Source organism: Streptomyces tricolor, assembly GCF_002155905.1.
Taxonomy (GTDB): domain Bacteria; phylum Actinomycetota; class Actinomycetes; order Streptomycetales; family Streptomycetaceae; genus Streptomyces; species Streptomyces tricolor.
This window is the reverse complement of record NZ_MUMF01000209.1, coordinates 1-17,534: the sequence shown is the minus strand read 5'-3', so window position 1 is coordinate 17,534 and position 17,534 is coordinate 1. Positions and strand designations below refer to the sequence as shown.

The 17,534-nt window shown below is 71.4% G+C and carries 21 protein-coding genes and 1 pseudogene; 8 read left to right on the top strand and 14 right to left on the bottom strand.

Annotated features, from left to right (window positions below):
• Positions 1–415 precede the first annotated feature (415 nt).
• From CCN44_RS16145 to CCN44_RS16135, 3 genes are all read left to right on the top strand, one after another.
• Positions 416–1,585, top strand: a complete 1,170-nt coding sequence (locus CCN44_RS16145) for an urease accessory protein UreH domain-containing protein (protein WP_086698037.1) — start codon at positions 416–418, stop codon at positions 1,583–1,585.
• On the top strand, positions 1,585–1,842 hold the full coding sequence (locus CCN44_RS16140; protein WP_086698036.1) for a heavy-metal-associated domain-containing protein: 258 nt from the start codon (positions 1,585–1,587) through the stop codon (positions 1,840–1,842). Before CCN44_RS16145 ends, CCN44_RS16140 begins: the two co-directional genes overlap by 1 nt.
• Positions 1,843–2,273: 431 nt before the next feature.
• On the top strand, positions 2,274–2,621 hold the full coding sequence (locus CCN44_RS16135) for a DMT family transporter (protein WP_086698065.1): 348 nt from the start codon (positions 2,274–2,276) through the stop codon (positions 2,619–2,621).
• A 50-nt stretch (positions 2,622–2,671) separates the two neighbouring features.
• Here CCN44_RS16135 and CCN44_RS16130 read toward each other — a convergent pair whose 3' ends face one another.
• From CCN44_RS16130 to CCN44_RS16120, 3 genes are all read right to left on the bottom strand, one after another.
• On the bottom strand, positions 2,672–3,514 hold the full coding sequence (locus tag CCN44_RS16130) for a Crp/Fnr family transcriptional regulator (protein ID WP_237480912.1): 843 nt from the start codon (positions 3,512–3,514) through the stop codon (positions 2,672–2,674).
• 65 nt (positions 3,515–3,579) lie between these two features.
• Positions 3,580–4,065 carry a hypothetical protein gene (locus CCN44_RS16125; RefSeq protein ID WP_086698035.1) on the bottom strand — a complete coding sequence of 162 codons (486 nt, stop codon included), beginning with the start codon at positions 4,063–4,065 and terminating at the stop codon, positions 3,580–3,582.
• 170 nt (positions 4,066–4,235) lie between these two features.
• The gene (locus CCN44_RS16120; protein WP_086698034.1) at positions 4,236–4,538 is read right to left on the bottom strand and encodes a DUF427 domain-containing protein; all 303 of its coding nucleotides are present in this window, start codon (positions 4,536–4,538) and stop codon (positions 4,236–4,238) included.
• 42 nt (positions 4,539–4,580) lie between these two features.
• On the opposite strand from CCN44_RS16120, the gene CCN44_RS16115 reads away from it, so the two are divergent.
• Both CCN44_RS16115 and CCN44_RS16110 read left to right on the top strand, forming a co-directional pair.
• Positions 4,581–5,012, top strand: coding sequence for a thioredoxin domain-containing protein (locus CCN44_RS16115; RefSeq protein WP_143649789.1), 432 nt, complete (start codon positions 4,581–4,583; stop codon positions 5,010–5,012).
• 156 nt (positions 5,013–5,168) lie between these two features.
• Positions 5,169–5,543, top strand: coding sequence for a sensor histidine kinase (locus CCN44_RS16110; protein ID WP_237480913.1), 375 nt, complete (start codon positions 5,169–5,171; stop codon positions 5,541–5,543).
• 105 nt (positions 5,544–5,648) lie between these two features.
• Here CCN44_RS16110 and CCN44_RS16105 read toward each other — a convergent pair whose 3' ends face one another.
• Both CCN44_RS16105 and CCN44_RS45045 read right to left on the bottom strand, forming a co-directional pair.
• Positions 5,649–6,851 carry an MFS transporter gene (locus tag CCN44_RS16105; RefSeq protein ID WP_208639783.1) on the bottom strand — a complete coding sequence of 401 codons (1,203 nt, stop codon included), beginning with the start codon at positions 6,849–6,851 and terminating at the stop codon, positions 5,649–5,651.
• 20 nt (positions 6,852–6,871) lie between these two features.
• Positions 6,872–7,018: a hypothetical protein gene (locus tag CCN44_RS45045; protein ID WP_167403988.1), complete on the bottom strand. Its 147-nt coding sequence runs from the start codon at positions 7,016–7,018 to the stop codon at positions 6,872–6,874.
• 91 nt (positions 7,019–7,109) lie between these two features.
• Between CCN44_RS45045 and CCN44_RS16100 the strand changes: the two genes are divergently transcribed.
• Positions 7,110–7,535 carry a MerR family DNA-binding protein gene (locus CCN44_RS16100; protein WP_086698032.1) on the top strand — a complete coding sequence of 142 codons (426 nt, stop codon included), beginning with the start codon at positions 7,110–7,112 and terminating at the stop codon, positions 7,533–7,535.
• A gap of 169 nt (positions 7,536–7,704) precedes the next feature.
• On the opposite strand, the gene sigE is transcribed toward CCN44_RS16100, so the two are convergent.
• The 4 genes and pseudogenes from sigE to CCN44_RS16085 all read right to left on the bottom strand — a co-directional run bounded on the left by sigE (position 7,705) and on the right by CCN44_RS16085 (position 11,129).
• Positions 7,705–8,493: an RNA polymerase sigma factor SigE gene (gene sigE / locus CCN44_RS16095; RefSeq protein ID WP_086698031.1), complete on the bottom strand. Its 789-nt coding sequence runs from the start codon at positions 8,491–8,493 to the stop codon at positions 7,705–7,707.
• A 198-nt stretch (positions 8,494–8,691) separates the two neighbouring features.
• Positions 8,692–9,783, bottom strand: a complete 1,092-nt coding sequence (locus CCN44_RS16090) for a PDR/VanB family oxidoreductase (protein ID WP_404829636.1) — start codon at positions 9,781–9,783, stop codon at positions 8,692–8,694.
• Between the two features lie 99 nt (positions 9,784–9,882).
• Positions 9,883–10,182 (bottom strand): annotated as a pseudogene (locus tag CCN44_RS47820) (hypothetical protein); the annotation flags it as partial.
• The gene (locus CCN44_RS16085; protein ID WP_143649787.1) at positions 10,182–11,129 is read right to left on the bottom strand and encodes an FAD:protein FMN transferase; all 948 of its coding nucleotides are present in this window, start codon (positions 11,127–11,129) and stop codon (positions 10,182–10,184) included. The gene CCN44_RS16085 and the pseudogene CCN44_RS47820, both read right to left, overlap by 1 nt.
• A gap of 251 nt (positions 11,130–11,380) precedes the next feature.
• Between CCN44_RS16085 and CCN44_RS44050 the strand changes: the two genes are divergently transcribed.
• Positions 11,381–11,608 (top strand): hypothetical protein, encoded by a 228-nt coding sequence (locus CCN44_RS44050; RefSeq protein WP_143649785.1) that lies wholly within the window; start codon positions 11,381–11,383, stop codon positions 11,606–11,608.
• Positions 11,609–11,879: 271 nt separating this feature from the next.
• On the opposite strand, the gene CCN44_RS44045 is transcribed toward CCN44_RS44050, so the two are convergent.
• From CCN44_RS44045 to CCN44_RS16060, 3 genes are all read right to left on the bottom strand, one after another.
• Positions 11,880–12,416 carry a hypothetical protein gene (locus CCN44_RS44045; RefSeq protein ID WP_143649783.1) on the bottom strand — a complete coding sequence of 179 codons (537 nt, stop codon included), beginning with the start codon at positions 12,414–12,416 and terminating at the stop codon, positions 11,880–11,882.
• Between the two features lie 144 nt (positions 12,417–12,560).
• Positions 12,561–14,882, bottom strand: coding sequence for a heavy metal translocating P-type ATPase (locus CCN44_RS16065; RefSeq protein ID WP_086698025.1), 2,322 nt, complete (start codon positions 14,880–14,882; stop codon positions 12,561–12,563).
• Between the two features lie 46 nt (positions 14,883–14,928).
• Entirely contained in the window at positions 14,929–15,141 is a 213-nt protein-coding gene (locus tag CCN44_RS16060; RefSeq protein WP_086698024.1) for a heavy-metal-associated domain-containing protein, read from the bottom strand.
• Between the two features lie 133 nt (positions 15,142–15,274).
• Between CCN44_RS16060 and CCN44_RS16055 the strand changes: the two genes are divergently transcribed.
• Positions 15,275–15,691 carry a heavy metal-responsive transcriptional regulator gene (locus CCN44_RS16055; protein WP_208639782.1) on the top strand — a complete coding sequence of 139 codons (417 nt, stop codon included), beginning with the start codon at positions 15,275–15,277 and terminating at the stop codon, positions 15,689–15,691.
• Here CCN44_RS16055 and CCN44_RS16050 read toward each other — a convergent pair.
• Together CCN44_RS16050 and CCN44_RS16045 are read right to left on the bottom strand one after the other, a co-directional pair.
• Positions 15,681–16,400: a tRNA-dependent cyclodipeptide synthase gene (locus CCN44_RS16050; protein ID WP_086698022.1), complete on the bottom strand. Its 720-nt coding sequence runs from the start codon at positions 16,398–16,400 to the stop codon at positions 15,681–15,683. The genes CCN44_RS16055 and CCN44_RS16050 overlap by 11 nt on opposite strands.
• Positions 16,401–16,790: 390 nt before the next feature.
• The gene (locus CCN44_RS16045) at positions 16,791–17,366 is read right to left on the bottom strand and encodes a histidine phosphatase family protein (protein ID WP_086698021.1); all 576 of its coding nucleotides are present in this window, start codon (positions 17,364–17,366) and stop codon (positions 16,791–16,793) included.
• Positions 17,367–17,534 lie beyond the last annotated feature (168 nt).

Here is a 17,534-nt window from a genome sequence, read left to right as displayed (position 1 = left end):
GCCGCTCCGATGACATCGTCCCCGGGGGGCCGAGTGTCCCCGGCGTCCTTGGTGTCCTCGGTGCGGACCGACAGAGCGGACGCCGAAGAGAGGGCCGGGTCCGTGGGCTCCATGGACACCATGGTCATGAGCTGCCGGCCCTCCGCCACACACAGGCCGTCCGGCGCCCCGCTCGCCTTTGCTGCGCATGCCCCCTCGCCAGCCGGGCAGGGCCTCACCCTGCCGACGGATGTTCAGCGGGCACCGCCGACTCCCGCTTCCCGCACAGGGCCAGATATCCACAGACTCTGCATAAGTCGGAGCTGATCGAGCACGCCCGCCCGGCCGTACGGCTCAGCGGGTTCCGCTGCCCGATCCGCTTCGGCATGCCGCCATGCGCGCGTGCCGTCTTCTGCCACCACGGAGTTCTCCGAGTATGGCCTCGACTCTCACTCTGTTCGTCACCAGCGTCGGTACTGGTCTGATCGCCGGGGGCGCGTCCTGCGCCGCCGTGCAGGGCGGCCTGCTCGCCGGCGCAGTCACCCGCCGCAGCTCCACCGCCACTCCCACACCGGTCCCTGCCGCGGCCAGGGCGCGCGGCGCCTCCCGGGTCGCGGTGAAAGACCGCCGTCCCTCCCCGTCACCGGCCAACGATCCGCCGGCTGAGCCGAAGGCGCTGGTGCCGGTCGGCGCGTTCCTGGCGGGCAAGCTCGTCTCCCACACCGTGCTCGGTGCCCTGCTCGGCGTCTTCGGCGACGCGTTGCAGCCCAGCCCGCGCGCCCGGGCCGTGATGCTCATCGCCGCCGGATTGTTGATGGTGCTGTTCGCCCTGGACCTGTTCGGCGTCAAGGCGGTGGCCCGGCTGGTGCCCAGGCCCCCCGCCTCCTTCGGCCGGCTGCTGCGCCGCAGCGCCAAGACCGAGTCTGTCGCCACGCCGGCGCTGATCGGGCTGGCGACCGTGCTGGTGCCGTGCGGGGTCACGCTGTCGGTCGAGCTGATCGCGGTCACCTCCGGCTCGCCGTTGGCCGGTGCCGCCGTCATGGCGGGATTCGTGCTGGGCACCGCCCCGCTGTTCGCCGCCCTCGGCTACCTGTTCCGCCGCACCAGCCGGGCACTGTCCGGGCAGCTCGCGGCCCTCACCGGCGTGGTCGTGCTCGCCGTCGCCACCTGGACGGTGGCCACCGGCGTCCAGGCCGGCGGCTGGGCCACCTTCAACCCGGGCGGCTCACCCGAAGCGGCCTCCGCCGCCACGCCGCCGGCCTCCGACGAAACCGCGCAGGGCAGCGGCCAGAAGAAGTCGGTCACCAGCGGGCCGGTGAGCATGGACGCCTCCGGCACGCAGATCGTCACCCTCACGGTCACCGACTTCTACGTGCCCACCGAGTTCACCGCGCAGGCGGGCGTGCCCACCACACTGGTGCTACGCGGCAAGGACTCCGGCGGCTGCGCCCGCGCCTTCACCATCCCCGAGCTCGGCGTCCAGGAGATCGTCAAGCGCAACGGCGACACGAAGATCGATCTCGGCACCCGCGATCCCGGTGTGCTGCGCTTCTCCTGCGCCATGGGCATGCAGACCGGCACCATCACCTTCCAGAAAGACGCGTAATGGCACTGTTCAGTCGTAAGCGAAACACCGAAACCGGACCGGTGGTCGTCCTGCAGGTGGAGGGCATGCACTGCAGCAGCTGCGGCCTCTCCATCGACGACGAGCTGGAAGAGGTGCCCGGCATCCGCTCAGCCCACACCGACGTGCGCAGCGGACGCTCCACCATCCGCCTGGAGGAAGAGGCGACCGTGGATACCGACGCCCTTGTCGCCGCGGTGCGGCGCGCCGGCGAGTACACGGCCCAGCCCGTCGGCTGACAGACGAAGGCGGCGCGGACCGGCTGGGAGACCCCGGCCGGCCCACGCTGTCGGGCACTATCCACTGACTGAGAACCTGTGGGTGCTGATCAAGACCGAATGGGTCAGCGGCCGCCTCTTCGCCACCGGGCCGAAGGCGGACCTGGCGCTGTTCGAGTACATCGACGATCATCGCCGGTCGGCATCCCGGCGACGGCCGTCACCGCCGTCGTCGTCGCCACTCCGCCGATATGCCGGCCGCCCCTCACCGGATCGCCCGAGAACTCCTCCGATGCCGGGGCCGCACATATGCTCCAACCGACCCGGAAGGCCCTTGCAGGAGTCCCGGCAACCGCGACGAGTCAGTGCATACTCGCACCAAGGGGATGAACCGGTCGGTGAAGCGGTCACCCACGTGCCGCCCCGAGGCGTGGAGGGACTCACCCATGGCCATGGCGTGGCTGCTCGTCATTGTCGCTGGACTGTTCGAGACCGGCTTCGCGGTGAGCCTCAAGCTGTCCCAGGGCTTCACCCGGTTGTGGCCGACCATCGGGTTCTGTGTTTTCGCATTGGCCAGCTTCGGTCTGCTGACGCTCTCGCTGAAGAAACTGGACGTCGGCCCCGCGTATGCGGTGTGGACCGGCATCGGCGCGTCGGGCACGGCGATCTACGGCATGGCCTTCCTCGGCGACGTGGTCTCCACCCTCAAGATCGTCTCGATCACATTGGTGATCGTCGGGACCATCGGTCTCCAGCTCTCCGGCTCCGCCAGGGAGCGGGCCCGACCGCCGCAGCCGTGACCAACTGGTCAAGGTCGCAGCCAGGCGTGGGCGCAACGATGTCGATGACGTCAGCCTGCGGCGTCCTTGAGGCGGTCGGAGTCGAGGACGGTGATGCGGCCGCGGGCGAGGCGGATCAGACCGTGGTCGGCGTAGTCGCGCAGGACCTTGGTGCAGGTCTCGCGGGAGGTGCCGGCGAGGGCGGCGAGCTGTTCGTGGGTGAGAGCGATCTGCGGGTGCCGTCCGCCGGGCCGCAGTGGGCTTGTCGGCGGCTGGGCGGCGGTGAGGGTGTCGAGGGTAGTGGCGATGCGCTGGGCGACGGTCTTGAAGACGCTGTCGGACAGCCGCTGTTCGAGGTCGGCGAGGCGGCGGCCGAGGATCTCGGTGATGCGGGCGGCGATCCGGGCGTCGGTGAGCAGCAGCCGGTTCACGTCGGTGCGGCTCATCACGCAGACGGTGACGTCGTCGAGGGCCTCGGCGTAGTTGTCGTACATGTGCTGTCCGAGCAGCACCATCTCGCCGAAGATGGTGCCCGGAGTGATGATCGCGGTGGTGAGTGCCCGGCCGTCCGCGGAGACCCGGAAGACGCGCACGCGGCCCTTCTTGAGGATGAACAGCACCTCGCTGGGCTGGGACGGGGAGTACAGGATCTCGCCCGCGTGGTACGTCTTCATCGGCGCGGCCTCCGCGATGCCCGCCATCTCCTTCTCGGACAGGTCGCAGAAGATGTCGACCTCGGCCAGGCACCAGGTCCGCTCCGCTGCATCGGCGTCCGAACCGGCGTCGATCATGGTGTGCGTCTCCTCGCGTCGTCCCGGGGCCCAGGGCGGCGGCGCGGCGCCCCATGCCGGGCTGGCCAGCGCGTCCGCGCTGTCCGCCAGACAGTAGGGCACCGCGTTCCCGTCGTCGCCCATGCGGCGCGGCGCGGCCCCCAAGGGCGGGCTGCCGGGGCCGGGTGTTGACGCGGGCGGTTCGGGGCTCATCCTCCGGCCGTGGTGGTGCGCTTGCCCATCACTTGGGCGATGCAGGAGAAGGTCAGGCCAGCCAGCAGCCCGAAGACCAGGTGGCCACCGAGGCTGGAGCTGGTGACGTCGTTCCACTCGAAGACCGGCATGCCCATGTTGGCGGGCATGATCCACAGGGCGCCGACGGTCCACCACACGGCGCCGTAAACCAGGCCGAGCACGATGGCGGGGGCGAGCTTCTGTGCGTACTGGCCGAGCAGGACGCCGAAGCCGATGCCGGCGAAGAGGGCGATGGAAAGGTGGATCAGCCAGCCGACGAAGGCGTTGGTGGAGCCGAGCAGCCCGGCCACCATGGTGATCATCGCGGTGTCCGCCATCGGGCGAGACACCGACATCCAGATGCCGAACCCGACGCCACCGACCAGTCCGGCCGCCGCGCCCCACACGGCGTGGACCGGGATGACCGCGGTGGCAGGAGATACCCGCAGCGTGGTTGCCATGACAATGTGTCCTCTCCTGGTCGGGATCCTTGCTTCGATCCCGACGCTAGGAGCGATGGCATGTACAAGTATGTGAGGGCGCTTACGTACCCGGCGGTAGGGGTACGTCAGGTCGATTCCACGGGATCAGCAGGACGTGGCCGAGCGTGCCGTGCGCGGCGGCGGGTCGGTCACGGCGCGGTCCCCGGCTCCCCCTCCACCGTGATCCCCCGCCAGAACGCCACATGGTTCTTGATCCGGCGGGCCAGCGGGCTCGGATGCGGGTAGTACCAGGCCGCATCCGGGTTCACCGCGCCGTCCACGGTGACCGTGTAGTACCGGGCGAGCCCCTTCCAGAAGCACAGCGACCACGTCGAACTCGCCGTGAAGTACTGGCGGTGCAGCGATTCGGGCGGGAAGTAGTGGTTGCCCTCGACGATCACCGTACGGTCCGCTTCCGCGATCACCGTGCCGTTCCATACAGCCCGCAACATGGCCCCGCTCCTCCTCGAACCAGGGTGGAGACCCACCTCGCGATGCCACGCTACGCAGGACAGCACCCCGGTTCGGTGACCGCGCTCACGGTTCCCATCCGGGAGGAGATCTACCGTGGCCGGGAGGAGGCCGCCCCGCGCCGCCGAAGGGAGATGACCATGGATCTCATCGTGCTCGCGGTGCCCGACTGCCCGAACGTCGCCGCGATGCTTGAGCGCCTCGAACAGGCACTGCCCGACGACGCCGCCCCGGTGGACGTACACGTGATCAGCAGCGAGGCGGAGGCGGCCCGCTACGGCATGCACGGATCCCCGACCCTGCTGATCAACGGCACCGATCCCTTCGCCTCGCAGGACACCACCGTCAGCGTCTCGTGCCGGATTTACCGCGACGCCGACGGACGCACCATCGGTGCCCCGAGCGTGGAACAACTCACCGACGCCCTGAACCACGCACACCAAACCCAGCAGTGAGCCAGCTGTCGGGCGCCTATTGGGCTCTCGTGCAGCCGCCCTCATGCGCGGCGTGGTGCGGGTTGCCTGGCGCGGAGGGTCAGCCCGAGCCACGTGGCCCAGCCGATCGGCTGCAGCACCCAGTAGCTGGAGATCCGATACAGCAGGGTGGCCGCCATGGGGGTACGCCTGCGGCAGATCGTCACCAACCAGCTCACCAACGCCCTCAAGTTCGTCCCCGCTGGCGGCACCGTCAACGTCACCCTGCGCCGCGACGGCGACTGGGCCGAACTGCGCGTGGCCGACACCGGGCCCGGCATCCCCGCCGAGGACCTGCCCCGCATCTTCGACCGCTTCTTCCGCAGCCGCACCGCCCGCGCCGACGGCTCCGGCATCGGCCTCGCCGTCGCAGCAGAACTCACCGCCGCCCACAGCGGCACCCTCACCGCCGACAGCGCACCCGGCCAGGGCGCCACCTTCACCACCCGGCTGCCCGCCACCAGCTCAGCACGCCCCCGCAAGCCGGGACAGTCCCCGCGATCCACGCCATAAGCACGCCATTGCGCGTCCGTTCCCGCCACCCTCAAACCCTGAAACCCAAGAAGCCCAGGGAAGCGGGGTGGGTCAGCGCAGTGACTGAACGGCGTAGAGAGGGAGTTACCTCTGTGTCGTGACGGTCGTGGCCGAGGCGGCCCGGCCGATGAGCGCGGCCGCGGCCAGCAGGGCTGCTCCGATGGCGTAGACGGCGGTGATGCCGGCCGCGTCGGCCAGCCAGCCGCCCAGAGCGAGGGAGGCGAGGCGGCCGAGCTGCCAGATCAGGTCGAATGCGGCGAATACGCGGCCCCGGGCGGCGGGCGGAGTCTTGGCCTGGAGCAGCGAGTTGAAGGTGACCGCGCCGGTGGAGGTGGCCACCCCGTACCCGGCCAGGCTGCCCAGTGCCACGACCGGGACGCGCACCAGGGCGAGGACCGCGTCCACGACCGCGCGCAGCAGGTAGGGGCCGAAGACGAACGCCGGTCGGTGCGGGTCGGACACGTACCGGGTGAGCAGCAGCGGACCGGCGGCGGCACCGACCCCGATAGAGGCCAAGGCCATGCCATAGCCGGACGGGCCCAGCCCGAGCCGGTCGCGCACCAGCACGACCAGCAAGGCGCTCGTCGCTCCGGCCGACAGCGCGGCCAGTCCTTGCCCAGCGGCCAGGGCCCGCAGCACCCGGTGCCCGGCCAGCACCCCGATACCGTCGCGGGCCTGCCGCCAGAAACCGCCCCGGGTCGCGCCCACCGGGCGGCGTGGCAGGCGCAGGCGGGCCAGCACGGCGGCGGAGGCGGCAAAGCTGGCCGCGTTCATCCAGAACGCGGGGCCGTAGCCGATAGCGGCAACCACCAAACCGGCGGCCGGGGCCAGCACGATCTGGGACAGCACCGCGGCGGTCCAGATCCCGGAGTTGGCAGCGATCAGTTCCTCCTCGTCCACCAGCGCGGGCAGCACCGCCCCGGCGGCCGGGTTGAAGAACGCCGACGCCCCCGACATCGCGAACGCCACCGCGTAGATGCCCGGCACCGAGTGGTCCACCAGCGGCAGCGCCGCGGCCAGCAGCATCCGGGCCAGATCGGCGATCACCATCACCCGCACCGGCGCAAGCCGGTCGACGACCACCCCGGCGACCGGAGCGAGCAGCAGCACCGGCGCGATCTCGGCGGCGACCACCCCGGCCACGCCCAGCCCGGAACCCGTGCGCTCCCACACCAACAGACTCAGCGCGACGGTGGCGAAGGCATCGCCCCAGGCGGAGGCGGTCCGCGCGAACCACAGGCGACGGTAGCCGGGCAGGGCGAACACCTGACGCAGGCCGGTGTTCACCCTGCCCGGCCGGGTCCGGCTCAGCGGACCTTCTCCATCACGTGCCCGCAGCAGCAGGTGGGGTTGCGGTCTCCGCCGTGACCGGGGGCCGCGCCCTTGGTCACCGTGATCTCACAGCCGCACTCCGGGTCCGGGCACCGGTACACCTCGCCCTCGACGAGTGGCATGACCTGCGCCTCCTTCCGTGGCGTCGTCGTACGCTGGAGACGCTAGAACCTTCACCCGGGGTGAAGGTCAAGCCGGGAACGGAGGCGTGCGATGGCCGGGACCATGACCGTGGGACAGGCAGCGCAGGCGGCTGGGGTCACCCGCCGGGCCGTGCGGCTGTACGAGGAGCGTGGCCTGCTGGCCTCCGCCCCGCGCACCGCGGCCGGCTACCGCCTGTACGACCAGGACGACATCGACACCCTGGTCTTCATCCGCCGAGCCCGCGCCCTCGACCTCCCCCTCGACGACATCGCCGCCATCCTCGCCCTGCGCCGCGGCGGCACCGCTCCCTGCACCGCCGTACAGGAGCTCGTCGATGCCCGCATCGCCGAGATCGACCGGACCATCGCCGACCTGCGGGCCCTGCGTGCAAGCCTGGTCGCCACCCGCCGGGACGCGGCGGAGGCGAGTCCCGCGTCGCAGCCGGGCGGAGCGGTCTGCCCGATCATCGAGCGTCAGGCGACGGCAGCCGGTTGAGGGCTGGGTCGCCCTTGCCCTCGTCGTGGGTACGGCCGTGTTGAGTCGCGCGCCTCAAGTGCCGGTCCCGGGCTGTCGCAGACAGACACGAGCCGTCCCGGGCGGGACAGCGCCACCGTTGACCGCTGGTTGTCCGGTGCCCGATCCGAGTCGATAACCCGGAACGGGTTCAGGACTGCCTCGCCGAGACCCGCGAGGGACCAGGGAACGCCACGGCAGCCCCGGCGGATCCCCTGCCGGCCACGGCACGATGGACCAGCTCGGTGCGCAGCCGGGCGCGGCCGCGGTGGATGCGGCTGCGCACCGTCCCGAGCTTCACGCCGAGTGTCGTGGCGATCTCCTCGTACGGCAGGCCCTCGATGTCGCACAGAACGATCGCCGCACGGCACTCCGCGGGCAGTGCGTCGAGAGCGGCCTGCACCTCGGTGTCGAGCTGGGCGTCGTGGTGAGCCCGCGCCGGATCCTGTTCCCTGGCCGGCACCCGCTCGGCGGCGGCGTCGGTCAGGTGCTCGAACCGGATACGGGGCCGCCGCCGGGCCATGTCGAGGAAGAGGTTCACGGTGATCCGGTGCAGCCACCCCTGGAAGGTGCCGGGTCGGTACCGGTCCAGTGACCGGAAGACCCGTATGAAGACCTCTTGAGTCAGGTCCTCGGCATCGTGCTGGTTGCCGGAGAGCCGGTACGCGAGCCGGTAGACCTGGTGGGCGTGGCGGCGGACGATCTCGTCCCAGCTCGGCATGGTCCACACCTCTCCGGCGGGGCCGTTGTGGGCGCCGGGCACGGCATCCGAACGACCGCTGGGGAGTCGGCGCCGCTCGAGGAGGCCGACTGCCGCGTCATCGGTGTTCCCCGGGCTCCCCAGTGCGGGCACGGAGCCACAGGCCGACCGGGCAGACCCGGCAGGCGTCGCGTCGGGAAGGACACCACACGCGCCGCTGTCGCTGAGGTCGCGGTTCATCGGATTCTCCTCGCAACGCATCTCCTGCCTGATGCGGTCCGTGACACCAGGCGGCAGTGGCACAGCCACGGCAGGAACAAAACTATGCGCAAGGGGATGAAGGCCCTGTGAAGCGTCCATGTGCTTGCCGGGAAGGCAGCGGCGGTTTCACCTATTCACCGGTCTGCCCCGGTCGGGGTTCGCATTCCCGCTGTCGGGTCACAGGTCCACCGCCAGGATCGGGCTGCGGGCACGTGAGACGCACGGATAGATCACATCGCGACGCTCACGCTCGCTCACGGCCAGCACGGTGTCGCGGTGGTCGGGAGTCCCCTCCAAGACGCGCAGCTCGCAGCTGCCGCAGAAGCCCTCCTCGCAGGAGGCGGGCGCTTCGGGAACCGCCTCCCGGATCACCTGCAGCAGGCTGCGATCGGCCGGGACGGGCAGGATTCGTCCGGTGCGTCTCAGCTCGACTTTGAACTCGCCGACGTCCGGGTGATGTCGGTCGGCTCGGTAGGCGCCGAAGCGTTCGGTGTGCAGATGCCGGTCGGGGAAGTCCGCGATGGTCTTCTCCAGGGCGGCGAGCAGTGGTTCTGGGCCGCAGGCGTAGACCGGGGCGCCGCGCGGGGTGTCGGCCAGGGCGGCGGCGAGGTCGGGCAGGCCGTCGGTGTCCTCGGGGACCAGCTGGACCAGGCCGCTACCGTAGGCGGCCAGTTCGTCGGCGAACGCCATGGCGGCGCGAGACCGGCCGCCGTAGATCAGGCGCCATTCGCGCCCGGCCGCGGCCACCGCGCGGATCATCGGCAGGATCGGAGTGATGCCGATGCCGCCCGCGATGAACAGGTAGTGGTTCGCCAGGACCAGCGGGAACCTGTTGCGGGGGCCCCGGACGGCGATCCCCTGCCCGGCTCGCAGACTGTGCACCTCCGCCGATCCGCCGCGCCCGTCCGCTACGTCCAGGACACCGACGCGGTAGCTGTCCCGGTCGGCCGGGTCCCCGCACAGCGAGTACGACCGGACCAGACCGGAGGGCAGCACCAAGTCGACGTGGGCGCCCGGTTCCCACGCGGGCAGTGACGCGCCGTCCGCGGCGGCGAGTTCGACGGCCACAACGCCGTCGGCGGCATGCCGCAGCTCGCTGACGACGACGCGCCGCCCTGCGGGCTCCTCGCGGCGCACCGGCGGCGGGGCGGCTTCCCCCGTCGCCGCGGGCTTCGCACTGACAGTGCTGAACGTGCGGCGTCCGACCAGTAGCCGGTAGATGGTCAGGAAGGCGACGACCGAGGCCAGCACGAGTGCGGTCCAGCGCACCGTGCCCTCATCGGTTCCAGCGGTCAGCGCATGCACGGTGCCGAGCACGAACAGAGCGAAGGTGCTCGTGTGGACGTACCGCCACCACTGGTGCGGGATACGCGACCTGAGCAGCGAGGTGGCCTGGACCGCGGCGAACAGGTACAGCGCGATCACACCCCAGGCCACCGCCACCGGCCGGTAGTCGGAGGTGAACGGGAAAATGATCTGGACCAGGCCGATGTCCACCCAGGAGTCGGCGAGCAGGCCGAGCAGGTGGATGCCCAGGAAGACCAGGGAGAGCGCGGACAGAAAGCGGTGCAGATCCAGCAGGCGCCCCGGCACCGCCTTCGGGCCCAGTACCCGGGTGGACAGCAGCAGTCCCCACACCACCGTGGCCGACAACAGCCACCAGGACATCAACCCGCCGACGCGGGCGAGATACCAGGACAGTTGGGAGACCACTTCACAAACCTTTCCCAGGGCCCGGCGCGGTGCGCCGTGCCGTCTTCGGTCACGAGCAGGCCGGCGACCCCGTGGGTCTCCAGCAGGGCCACTCCGGCGGGCAGCCCGACGATCAGCGCCGCCTTCGCGAGCACCTCGGCCCAGTGCGCCTCGCCGGCCACCACGGTCACGCTGTCCACGTCGCTGGTGGCGGGCGCCCCGCTGCCCGGATCGATCAGGTGGTGCAACTCCCGCCCCTGGCTCTGCCATCGGCGGCGCAGCCGGGTGGAGGTGGCGACGGCTCCCTCACCGAGGGCCAGCCACGCCAGGTCCGTCCCGGGGTGGGCCTCGTTCTCGACGGCAACCACCCAGGCATCGGAGCCGGGGGCCGCTCCCGTCGTCCGTACGTCGCCGCCCAGGTTGACGCAGGCCCCGTCGGCACCTGCGGCCATCAGTTCCTGCGCGATGAGGTCGGCCGCGTACCCCTTGCCGATGCCGCCGAGGTCGAGTCGCACGCCGGGCGGTACGCGCACCCGATCGTCGCGGATCTCGATACCTGCGCAGCCTGGCACGGGGTCAGGCCGCGGCCTGTCCGGCTGCTCCTGCGGCAGTGCGTCGAAGCTGTCGGTGTATCCGGCGGCTTCGAGGGCGGGCAGGATCGTCGGGTCGAACAGGCCGCCGGTCGCCTCCCACGCCCGTATCGCCTGCCGTACGAGTGCGACGGTCGGCGGCGACAGGGCGACCCACCGGCCGGGCGAGGCGTTGAGGCGGCACAGCTCGCTGTCGGGACGGAAGCGGGACCAGAGGGACTCCAGCTCTTCCAGACGGCTGCGTGCCCTCTGCACGAGTTCTGGCTCGCGGCCTCCGGCCACCAGGAGATGGCCGGTGGAGCCCATCGCCGCGAAGCGCGCTTCAGCTGCCACTGCTGCGCGTCATCGGGGCGGACGGGGGCGCCAACTGGCCCTCGCCTTGGCCCTGCTGGGCCGGGGGCTGGGCCTGGGTCGGTGTCGGAGCCGTGGGTGTCTGAGCCGCGGGCTTCGTCTTTCCGCAGCCGCTGCCGCTGCTGCGCGTCACTGGGGTGGACGGCGAGACCTGGGACTGCGCCGGGGCAGGAGTTGCGGCTGTCGGAGAAGCGGACGAGGGAGGGACCGGGCTGGAGACAGCTGCTGGTGACGTGGTCGCGGCGGAGGGCTCGGCCGCGACCACCAGGGCCGTGGTCAGCAAGGCCGCACCGGCCAGGCTCGCGCTGGCCACCGTGATCCGTATCGCTGTACGCCGGTCCCGTTCGTCGGGGTTGGAGTGGTCAGCCATCGCCCATCTCCATGTCGGCTCCGTTCCCCTCCAAGCCGTCGTCCTCCTGGCCCCAGCTGTCGTCGCCCATGTCGTCCCCGTCCCGGACTGACGTGTCGCCGGGCCCGGTGCCTGGGATGCCAGAACCGGGGAGTGAGGACGCGGCGGCTGCCGTTACCGAGGCGGTCGAGGGAACCGGGGTGTCCGGTCCGCCGCCGGCCACCGCGGCGGTGGCGACGGCCACGGAGGCGGCCACGACGGCGGCTCCACCAACAGCGGCGAGTGCCATGCGAGACCCCACCTTCCCGATGAACGAACTACTCCTGCGCATAGACGATGTGCTCTCTCCCGACGGGACGACCGGCTTGGTGATCAGTGCGCCACTACATGTCGCCCATGCCCATATCCATGTCCATGCCGTCGTCCTCCTCGTCCATACCGTTCATGCCGCCCATGCCTGAGCCGCTTCCGTTCTGGCCCATGCCCGAGCCGTCCTGCCCGCCCATGCCCATACCGCCGGAGCTCTTGTCCGTGCCCTTGTCCTGGTCCATGCGCATGTTCATGCCGGCCTCCATGCCCATGCGCATGGCCTCCATCCACATGCGCATCTCCATCTCGCTCATGCCGCCGCCGTTGCTCTGCATGCCGTCCATACCGTTACCGGTGCCGGGGGTGCTGGGCGCCGGGCTGGGCGTACCGTCGGCCGGCTGGGACGGTGCGGCGGGGGCCGCCGGAGCCGGGGATGCCGGGACGGTCGAGCTGCTGGATGGCGAGGGGCTCGCCATGCCCGACATGGAGGGGGGCGGGGTGTCCGGCCCACCGCCGGCGACGGCCGCGGTGGCGACGACAGCGGTGACGCCGACCGTCACGACAGCTGCCGCGACGGCGAGGGCGGTGCGGTGCGTGATGGTGCCTGCCATGGAGTTGCTCCTCTTTCTGTCGAATTCCGTGGGCTGCTTGGCGAGGGACAGAGATGAATCTCAGTCCCCTTAGTTGTTTAGGTTGTGAGGTCGGTTTGGTCCCAGGCCCGCTCGGTGGGGCTGCCGGGTATCAGAGGCGGCGGCTCAGGCGCGGTGGGCGGGCTGGAAGCGCCGCAGCCGCAGGCTGTTGCTGACGACGAACACCGAGGAACTGGCCATCGCTGCCCCGGCGATGAGCGGGTTGAGCAGGCCGAGCGCGGCCAGCGGCAGGGCGGCGACGTTGTAGGCGAACGCCCAGAACAGGTTGCCCTTGATGGTCGACAGCGTCCGGCGAGCGAGGCGAATCGCATCGGCGGCACCCCTCAAGTCGCCCTTGACCAGGGTGAGATCGGCTGCCGCGATCGCCGTGTCCGTCCCCGTGCCCATCGCCAGCCCCAGGTCGGCCTGGGCGAGGGCGGCGGCGTCGTTGACCCCGTCGCCGACCATCGCCACGACCTTGCCCTGCTCCTGCAGCCGTTTGACCTCGGCGACCTTGTCCTCGGGGTGCACCTCGGCGATGACCTGCTCGATGCCGACTTCGCCCGCGACGTGCTCGGCTGCCGCGGTGTTGTCACCGGTCAGCAGCACCGGGGTCAGGCCCAGCTCCTTGAACTGGGCGACCGCCTGCGCGCTGGTGGGCTTGACGGTGTCGGCGACCACCAGCGCGGCGCGCACTCGGCCGTCCCAGGCGGCGAACACGACCGTACGGCCGGTGCGTTCGGCCTTCTTCTGCGCCTGGAGCAGGTCCGCGGGGACCTCCAGGTCCTGGTCGTCGGACAGCCAACTCGCCCGTCCGGCCAGTACCTGGTGTCCGTCGACCATGCCCGTCACGCCCCGGCCGGCGTGGTTGGCGAAGTCGGCGACAGGCGCGAGGTCCCCGGCCTCGTCTTCGGCGGCGTCCGCGATCGCCTTGGCGATCGGGTGCTCACTGGCGTGCTCCAGCGCCCCGGCCAGCCGCAGGACCTCGGCCCGCTCCTCGCCGTCGACGGTGACCACGTCGACCAGGCGCATCTTCCCCTCGGTGACGGTGCCGGTCTTGTCCAGCACGATGGTGTCGATCCGGCGGGTGGACTCCAGCACCTCCGGCCCCCGGATCAGCAGGCCGAGCTGGGCGCCGCGCCCTGTGCCGACCATCAGCGCGGTCGGAGTGGCCAGGCCCAGCGAACACGGACAGGCGATGATCAGCACCGCCACCGCCGCGGTGAGCGCCATGGCGGCCGGGTAGCCCAGGATCAACCAGGCGAACAGGGTCTCGACCGCCAGCAGGATCACGATCGGCACGAATATCGCGGAGATGGAGTCGGCAAGACGCTGCACCTCGGCCTTGCCGGTCTGCGCCTCCTCCACCAGCCGGGCGATCTGCGCGAGCTTGGTGTCCGAGCCCACGCGTGTGGCCCGTACGACCAGACGGCCCCCGGCGTTGACGGTGGCGCCGGTGACGGCGTCGTCCGGGCCGACTTCCACCGGCAGCGACTCGCCGGTCAGCAGCGACTCGTCCACTGCCGAGGTGCCCTCGACGACGATGCCGTCGCTGGCGATCTTCTCCCCGGGCCGCACCACGAACTCGTCCCCGACCGCCAACTGCTCGATCGGCACCCGCACTTCACGCCCGCCCCGCAGCACGGCGACGTCCTTGGCCCCCAGGTCCATCAGGGCCCGGATCGCCTCACCGGCCCGGCGCCGTGCACGGGCCTCGAAGTAGCGGCCGGCCAGGATGAACGCGGTCAGCGCGGCGGCCACTTCCAGGTAGATCTCCGGCTGCCCGGCGTGCTCGCCCGAGCGCGGCAGCAGGGAGAAGCCCATGCTCATGCCGGGTTCGCCCGCGCCGCCCCAGAACAGGGCGTAGACGCTCCAGGCCCAGGCCGCCAGCACGCCGAGCGAGACCAGGGTGTCCATGGTCGTCGCCCGGTGCCGCAGGTTCAGCGCGGCGGCGCGGTGGAAGGGCCAGGCGCCCCACAGCGCCACCGGGGAGGCCAGCGCGAAGGCCAGCCACTGCCAGAACCGGAACTGCAGGGGCGGGATCATCGACAGCGCCACGACCGGCAGGGTCAGCACCGCCGAGGCCAGCAGCCGGTCCTGCAGCGCCCGCACATGCCGCTCTTCCTCGCTGACCGCCCCGTCACCGGCCGCATCCTGGCTCCCCGGGGCGGCAGAGGCCGGCGGCGCGGGCAGGCTGGCGCCGTAACCGGTGGCCTTCACCGTGGCGATCAGGTCCTCGGGCGTCAGGTCCTCGGGGTAGCCGACGCGGGCGCTGGCGGTGGCGAAGTTCACCGTCGCGCTGACGCCTGGCATCTTGTTCAGCTTGCGCTCGATGCGGTTCGCGCATGAGGCGCAGGTCATGCCGGTGATGGACAGGTCGACGGTCTGCGCCGGAGCACTCTCGTCGGGGGACTCCGCCGTGGGCAACTGGGTGGTCGTGGTAGTCATGCAAGGCTCGTCATTCATGTGCGGGGACCGGGGGCCGGACGAGGCGTCAGACCCCGACCAACTCGTAGTCGCCCGCCTCCGTCAGGGCCGCCCGGACGTCCTCGGTCGCCAGCGGGCCGTCGCTGGCCACCGTGACACGGCCCGCCTCGACGTCGACCTCGACCTTCTGCACCCCGGAGAGGGTCGTGAGCTCCTCGGTGATGGCATCGGCGCAGTGGCCGCAGGTCATGCCGGTGACCGTGTAGGTGCACTTGCTCATCAAACGCTCCTCGCTCCATGAGAACGACCACCGGGAAGGGCGGCACAACGTCTCAGGCACCTCTGGACGCCCACAGCGTTACACTTCCAGCCCACTGGAACTTCAAGTGAGGAGCCCCATGAAAATCGGCGAAGTGGCCGAGCTCACAGGGACCAGCACCAAGACCATCCGCTTCTACGAGGACTCCGGCCTGGTGCCTCCCCCGGCCCGCACCCCCAGTGGCCACCGCGTCTACGGCCCCGAGACCACCGACCGGCTCCGCTTCATCCGCCGCTGCCAGGCCGCCGGCATGACGCTGCAGGAAGTACGCCAGATCCTCACCGTCCACGACAGCGGCGAAAGCCCTTGCGGCCACGTCAGCCGCGTCCTGACCGAGCGGCTGGACAACGTCCGCGCCCAGATCGCCGAACTCGTCACCCTCGAGGCCCACCTGGAATCCCTCCTGGCGCACGCCGCCCAGGGCCGGCCGACCGATCACGACCGGGCCGGCGTCTGCTGGATCCTCGAAACCGACCCTGCCGAGCCCACCGGGCCCGCCGTCACCGAGTGACGGGTTCCGGCCCTGCCGGTACGACGGCGGCGAAGCCCTGCCCCTCCGCAGGCCGCCAGCCCAACTCCCCCGCGTACAGGCGGCGCAGCACCTCAGGCGGCCGGTGATAGCAGAACACCGACGCCCCGGCCCCGACGATCGACGGGGTGTCGAGGAACAGCGGCAGCTCCGCCAGGAAATACCGCACCGCCCGCTCGACCTGCCCCGCCTCCGGCACCCGCCCCGGCGGGAGCTTCCCGGCCAGCACCCAACCGGTGGCCTCCCGGCACGCGTCCCGGAAGCCCGGATCCTCGGCGTACCGCCGCAGCCCGCCCTCATGCAGCCGCTGGAACGCCGCATTGCGCTCCAACTCGGCCCACCCCAGCACCCGCGCCCCCGCGTCCACCACACCGAGCGACGCAAGCGCCGTGACGATCTTGTTGCGGGTGTACTGCCCCTGCCGCCGCGCCTTCCACGCGGCCTTCTCCGGGGAGTACCCCACCGCCTCGAGCGTGAAGGCACTGGGCGCATCCGGCACGAAGAAGTCCACCCGCTCGAACCCGGCGAGACCCCAGGCCGCCAGTTCCCGGATCCGTGCCGTGGAGAAGTAGCCGTTGAACGGGCTGATCCCGAAACAGACGTGCTCGCCCCGCTCGACCGCCTCGGCGCACCGGGCGCTGAGCGGAGTCACCGTCAGGGCGGCCCCGCCGCCGCCTTGCTCTGTGCTCATGCCCGGACGCTAGGAGGCTCCCCCTGGGGCAAGTGCAAGCAAGACGCGCGCCGCCCACCCGATCGAGGTACGCCGTCATCCCTCACCGGCCGTTCAAGCCGCCCGATGTGGTGAGCGACGCCGGACGGCCGGACGCGTTGGGTCTTCGGGTGGTGCGTCGGCTGCTCCCGGCCAGCGCTGCCCGGGGCCCTGGCGGTTCGGTCGCCGCGGGCGCGGACTCGGCAGCGTGGTCCTGGCGGTGCGGGCGGGTCGGCCGGTGGGCCTGTCCGGCCGCCACGGCGCCATCTCCATGCGTGACAACGTAGTGCCGCACCAGCGGAACGAGGCCAGGTGGTCCTCGGGTGCGCGCCGCGCCTTTGGCGGGCGGGACGATGCAACTGCGTCCCCAACCTACTCGGCGTCCCCCAGCGGCCGTCCTGCCCGCAGATTCCACCGACTGGCGCGCCCGCTGAACTCCAAGGCGGTCAACGGCGGTACGTCGATCCGCCAGAAGGCCTCCGCCGTCACCCCCAACGCCCGCACCGCCGCCGCGCGGACGGCCTCCGGCTCCACGACGGCGATCACCCGCCCCGCCTCACCGGCCACCGCATCCAGCCACCCTCCGACCCTGTCGCACAGCTCCAGCAGCGACTCCCCGCCGTGCGGCGCGCATCCCGGATCCGTCAGCCAGGCCGCGACCGCCTCCGGCTCGGCGGCGGTCACCTCTTCCAAGTTCCTGCCCTGCCACCGGCCCACCGCCCACCCGGCGACGTCGGGCAGCGGCACCGCCTCCAGCCCGAGCCCGGCGGCCGTCTCCCGGCAGCGCACCGAGGGGGAGGCGAACACCCGGTCGGCCGTCGGCAGTGTTCCGGCGGCGGACTGCGCCCGCCGCAGCCCAGCGGCGTCCAACGAGCAACAATCGTCGAACCGCGCTTCCCGTAGCGCCGCGCTGACCGCTGGTGAGATCAACATCACCCGGCTTGTCATGCACCCTCCTCCTACCGCCGAACGAGCTTGCAAACACCGGAACTTGGGCGTACGGGAGCGGATCCGGCGCACGTCGGTGCCACCCGCGCGCTCTTGGCGGGAATGCCGCCCCGCGCTACCTTCACCACGACATTGACGACGGCATGACGGAAGTCCGGTGAGAATCCG

Bases quoted from the DNA above. Each gene is read 5' to 3' on its own strand.
- CCN44_RS16145 (WP_086698037.1), top strand. From the start codon at position 416: ATGGCCTCGACTCTCACTCTGTTCGTCACCAGCGTCGGTACTGGTCTG.
- CCN44_RS16140 (WP_086698036.1), top strand. From the start codon at position 1,585: ATGGCACTGTTCAGTCGTAAGCGAAACACCGAAACCGGACCGGTGGTC.
- CCN44_RS16135 (WP_086698065.1), top strand. From the start codon at position 2,274: ATGGCGTGGCTGCTCGTCATTGTCGCTGGACTGTTCGAGACCGGCTTC.
- CCN44_RS16130 (WP_237480912.1), bottom strand. From the start codon at position 3,514: ATGGGCGACGACGGGAACGCGGTGCCCTACTGTCTGGCGGACAGCGCG.
- CCN44_RS16125 (WP_086698035.1), bottom strand. From the start codon at position 4,065: ATGGCAACCACGCTGCGGGTATCTCCTGCCACCGCGGTCATCCCGGTC.
- CCN44_RS16120 (WP_086698034.1), bottom strand. From the start codon at position 4,538: ATGTTGCGGGCTGTATGGAACGGCACGGTGATCGCGGAAGCGGACCGT.
- CCN44_RS16115 (WP_143649789.1), top strand. From the start codon at position 4,581: ATGCCACGCTACGCAGGACAGCACCCCGGTTCGGTGACCGCGCTCACG.
- CCN44_RS16110 (WP_237480913.1), top strand. From the start codon at position 5,169: ATGGGGGTACGCCTGCGGCAGATCGTCACCAACCAGCTCACCAACGCC.
- CCN44_RS45045 (WP_167403988.1), bottom strand. From the start codon at position 7,018: ATGCCACTCGTCGAGGGCGAGGTGTACCGGTGCCCGGACCCGGAGTGC.
- CCN44_RS16100 (WP_086698032.1), top strand. From the start codon at position 7,110: ATGGCCGGGACCATGACCGTGGGACAGGCAGCGCAGGCGGCTGGGGTC.
- sigE (WP_086698031.1), bottom strand. From the start codon at position 8,493: ATGAACCGCGACCTCAGCGACAGCGGCGCGTGTGGTGTCCTTCCCGAC.
- CCN44_RS44045 (WP_143649783.1), bottom strand. From the start codon at position 12,416: ATGGCAGGCACCATCACGCACCGCACCGCCCTCGCCGTCGCGGCAGCT.
- CCN44_RS16065 (WP_086698025.1), bottom strand. From the start codon at position 14,882: ATGACTACCACGACCACCCAGTTGCCCACGGCGGAGTCCCCCGACGAG.
- CCN44_RS16060 (WP_086698024.1), bottom strand. From the start codon at position 15,141: ATGAGCAAGTGCACCTACACGGTCACCGGCATGACCTGCGGCCACTGC.
- CCN44_RS16050 (WP_086698022.1), bottom strand. From the start codon at position 16,400: ATGAGCACAGAGCAAGGCGGCGGCGGGGCCGCCCTGACGGTGACTCCG.
- CCN44_RS16045 (WP_086698021.1), bottom strand. From the start codon at position 17,366: ATGACAAGCCGGGTGATGTTGATCTCACCAGCGGTCAGCGCGGCGCTA.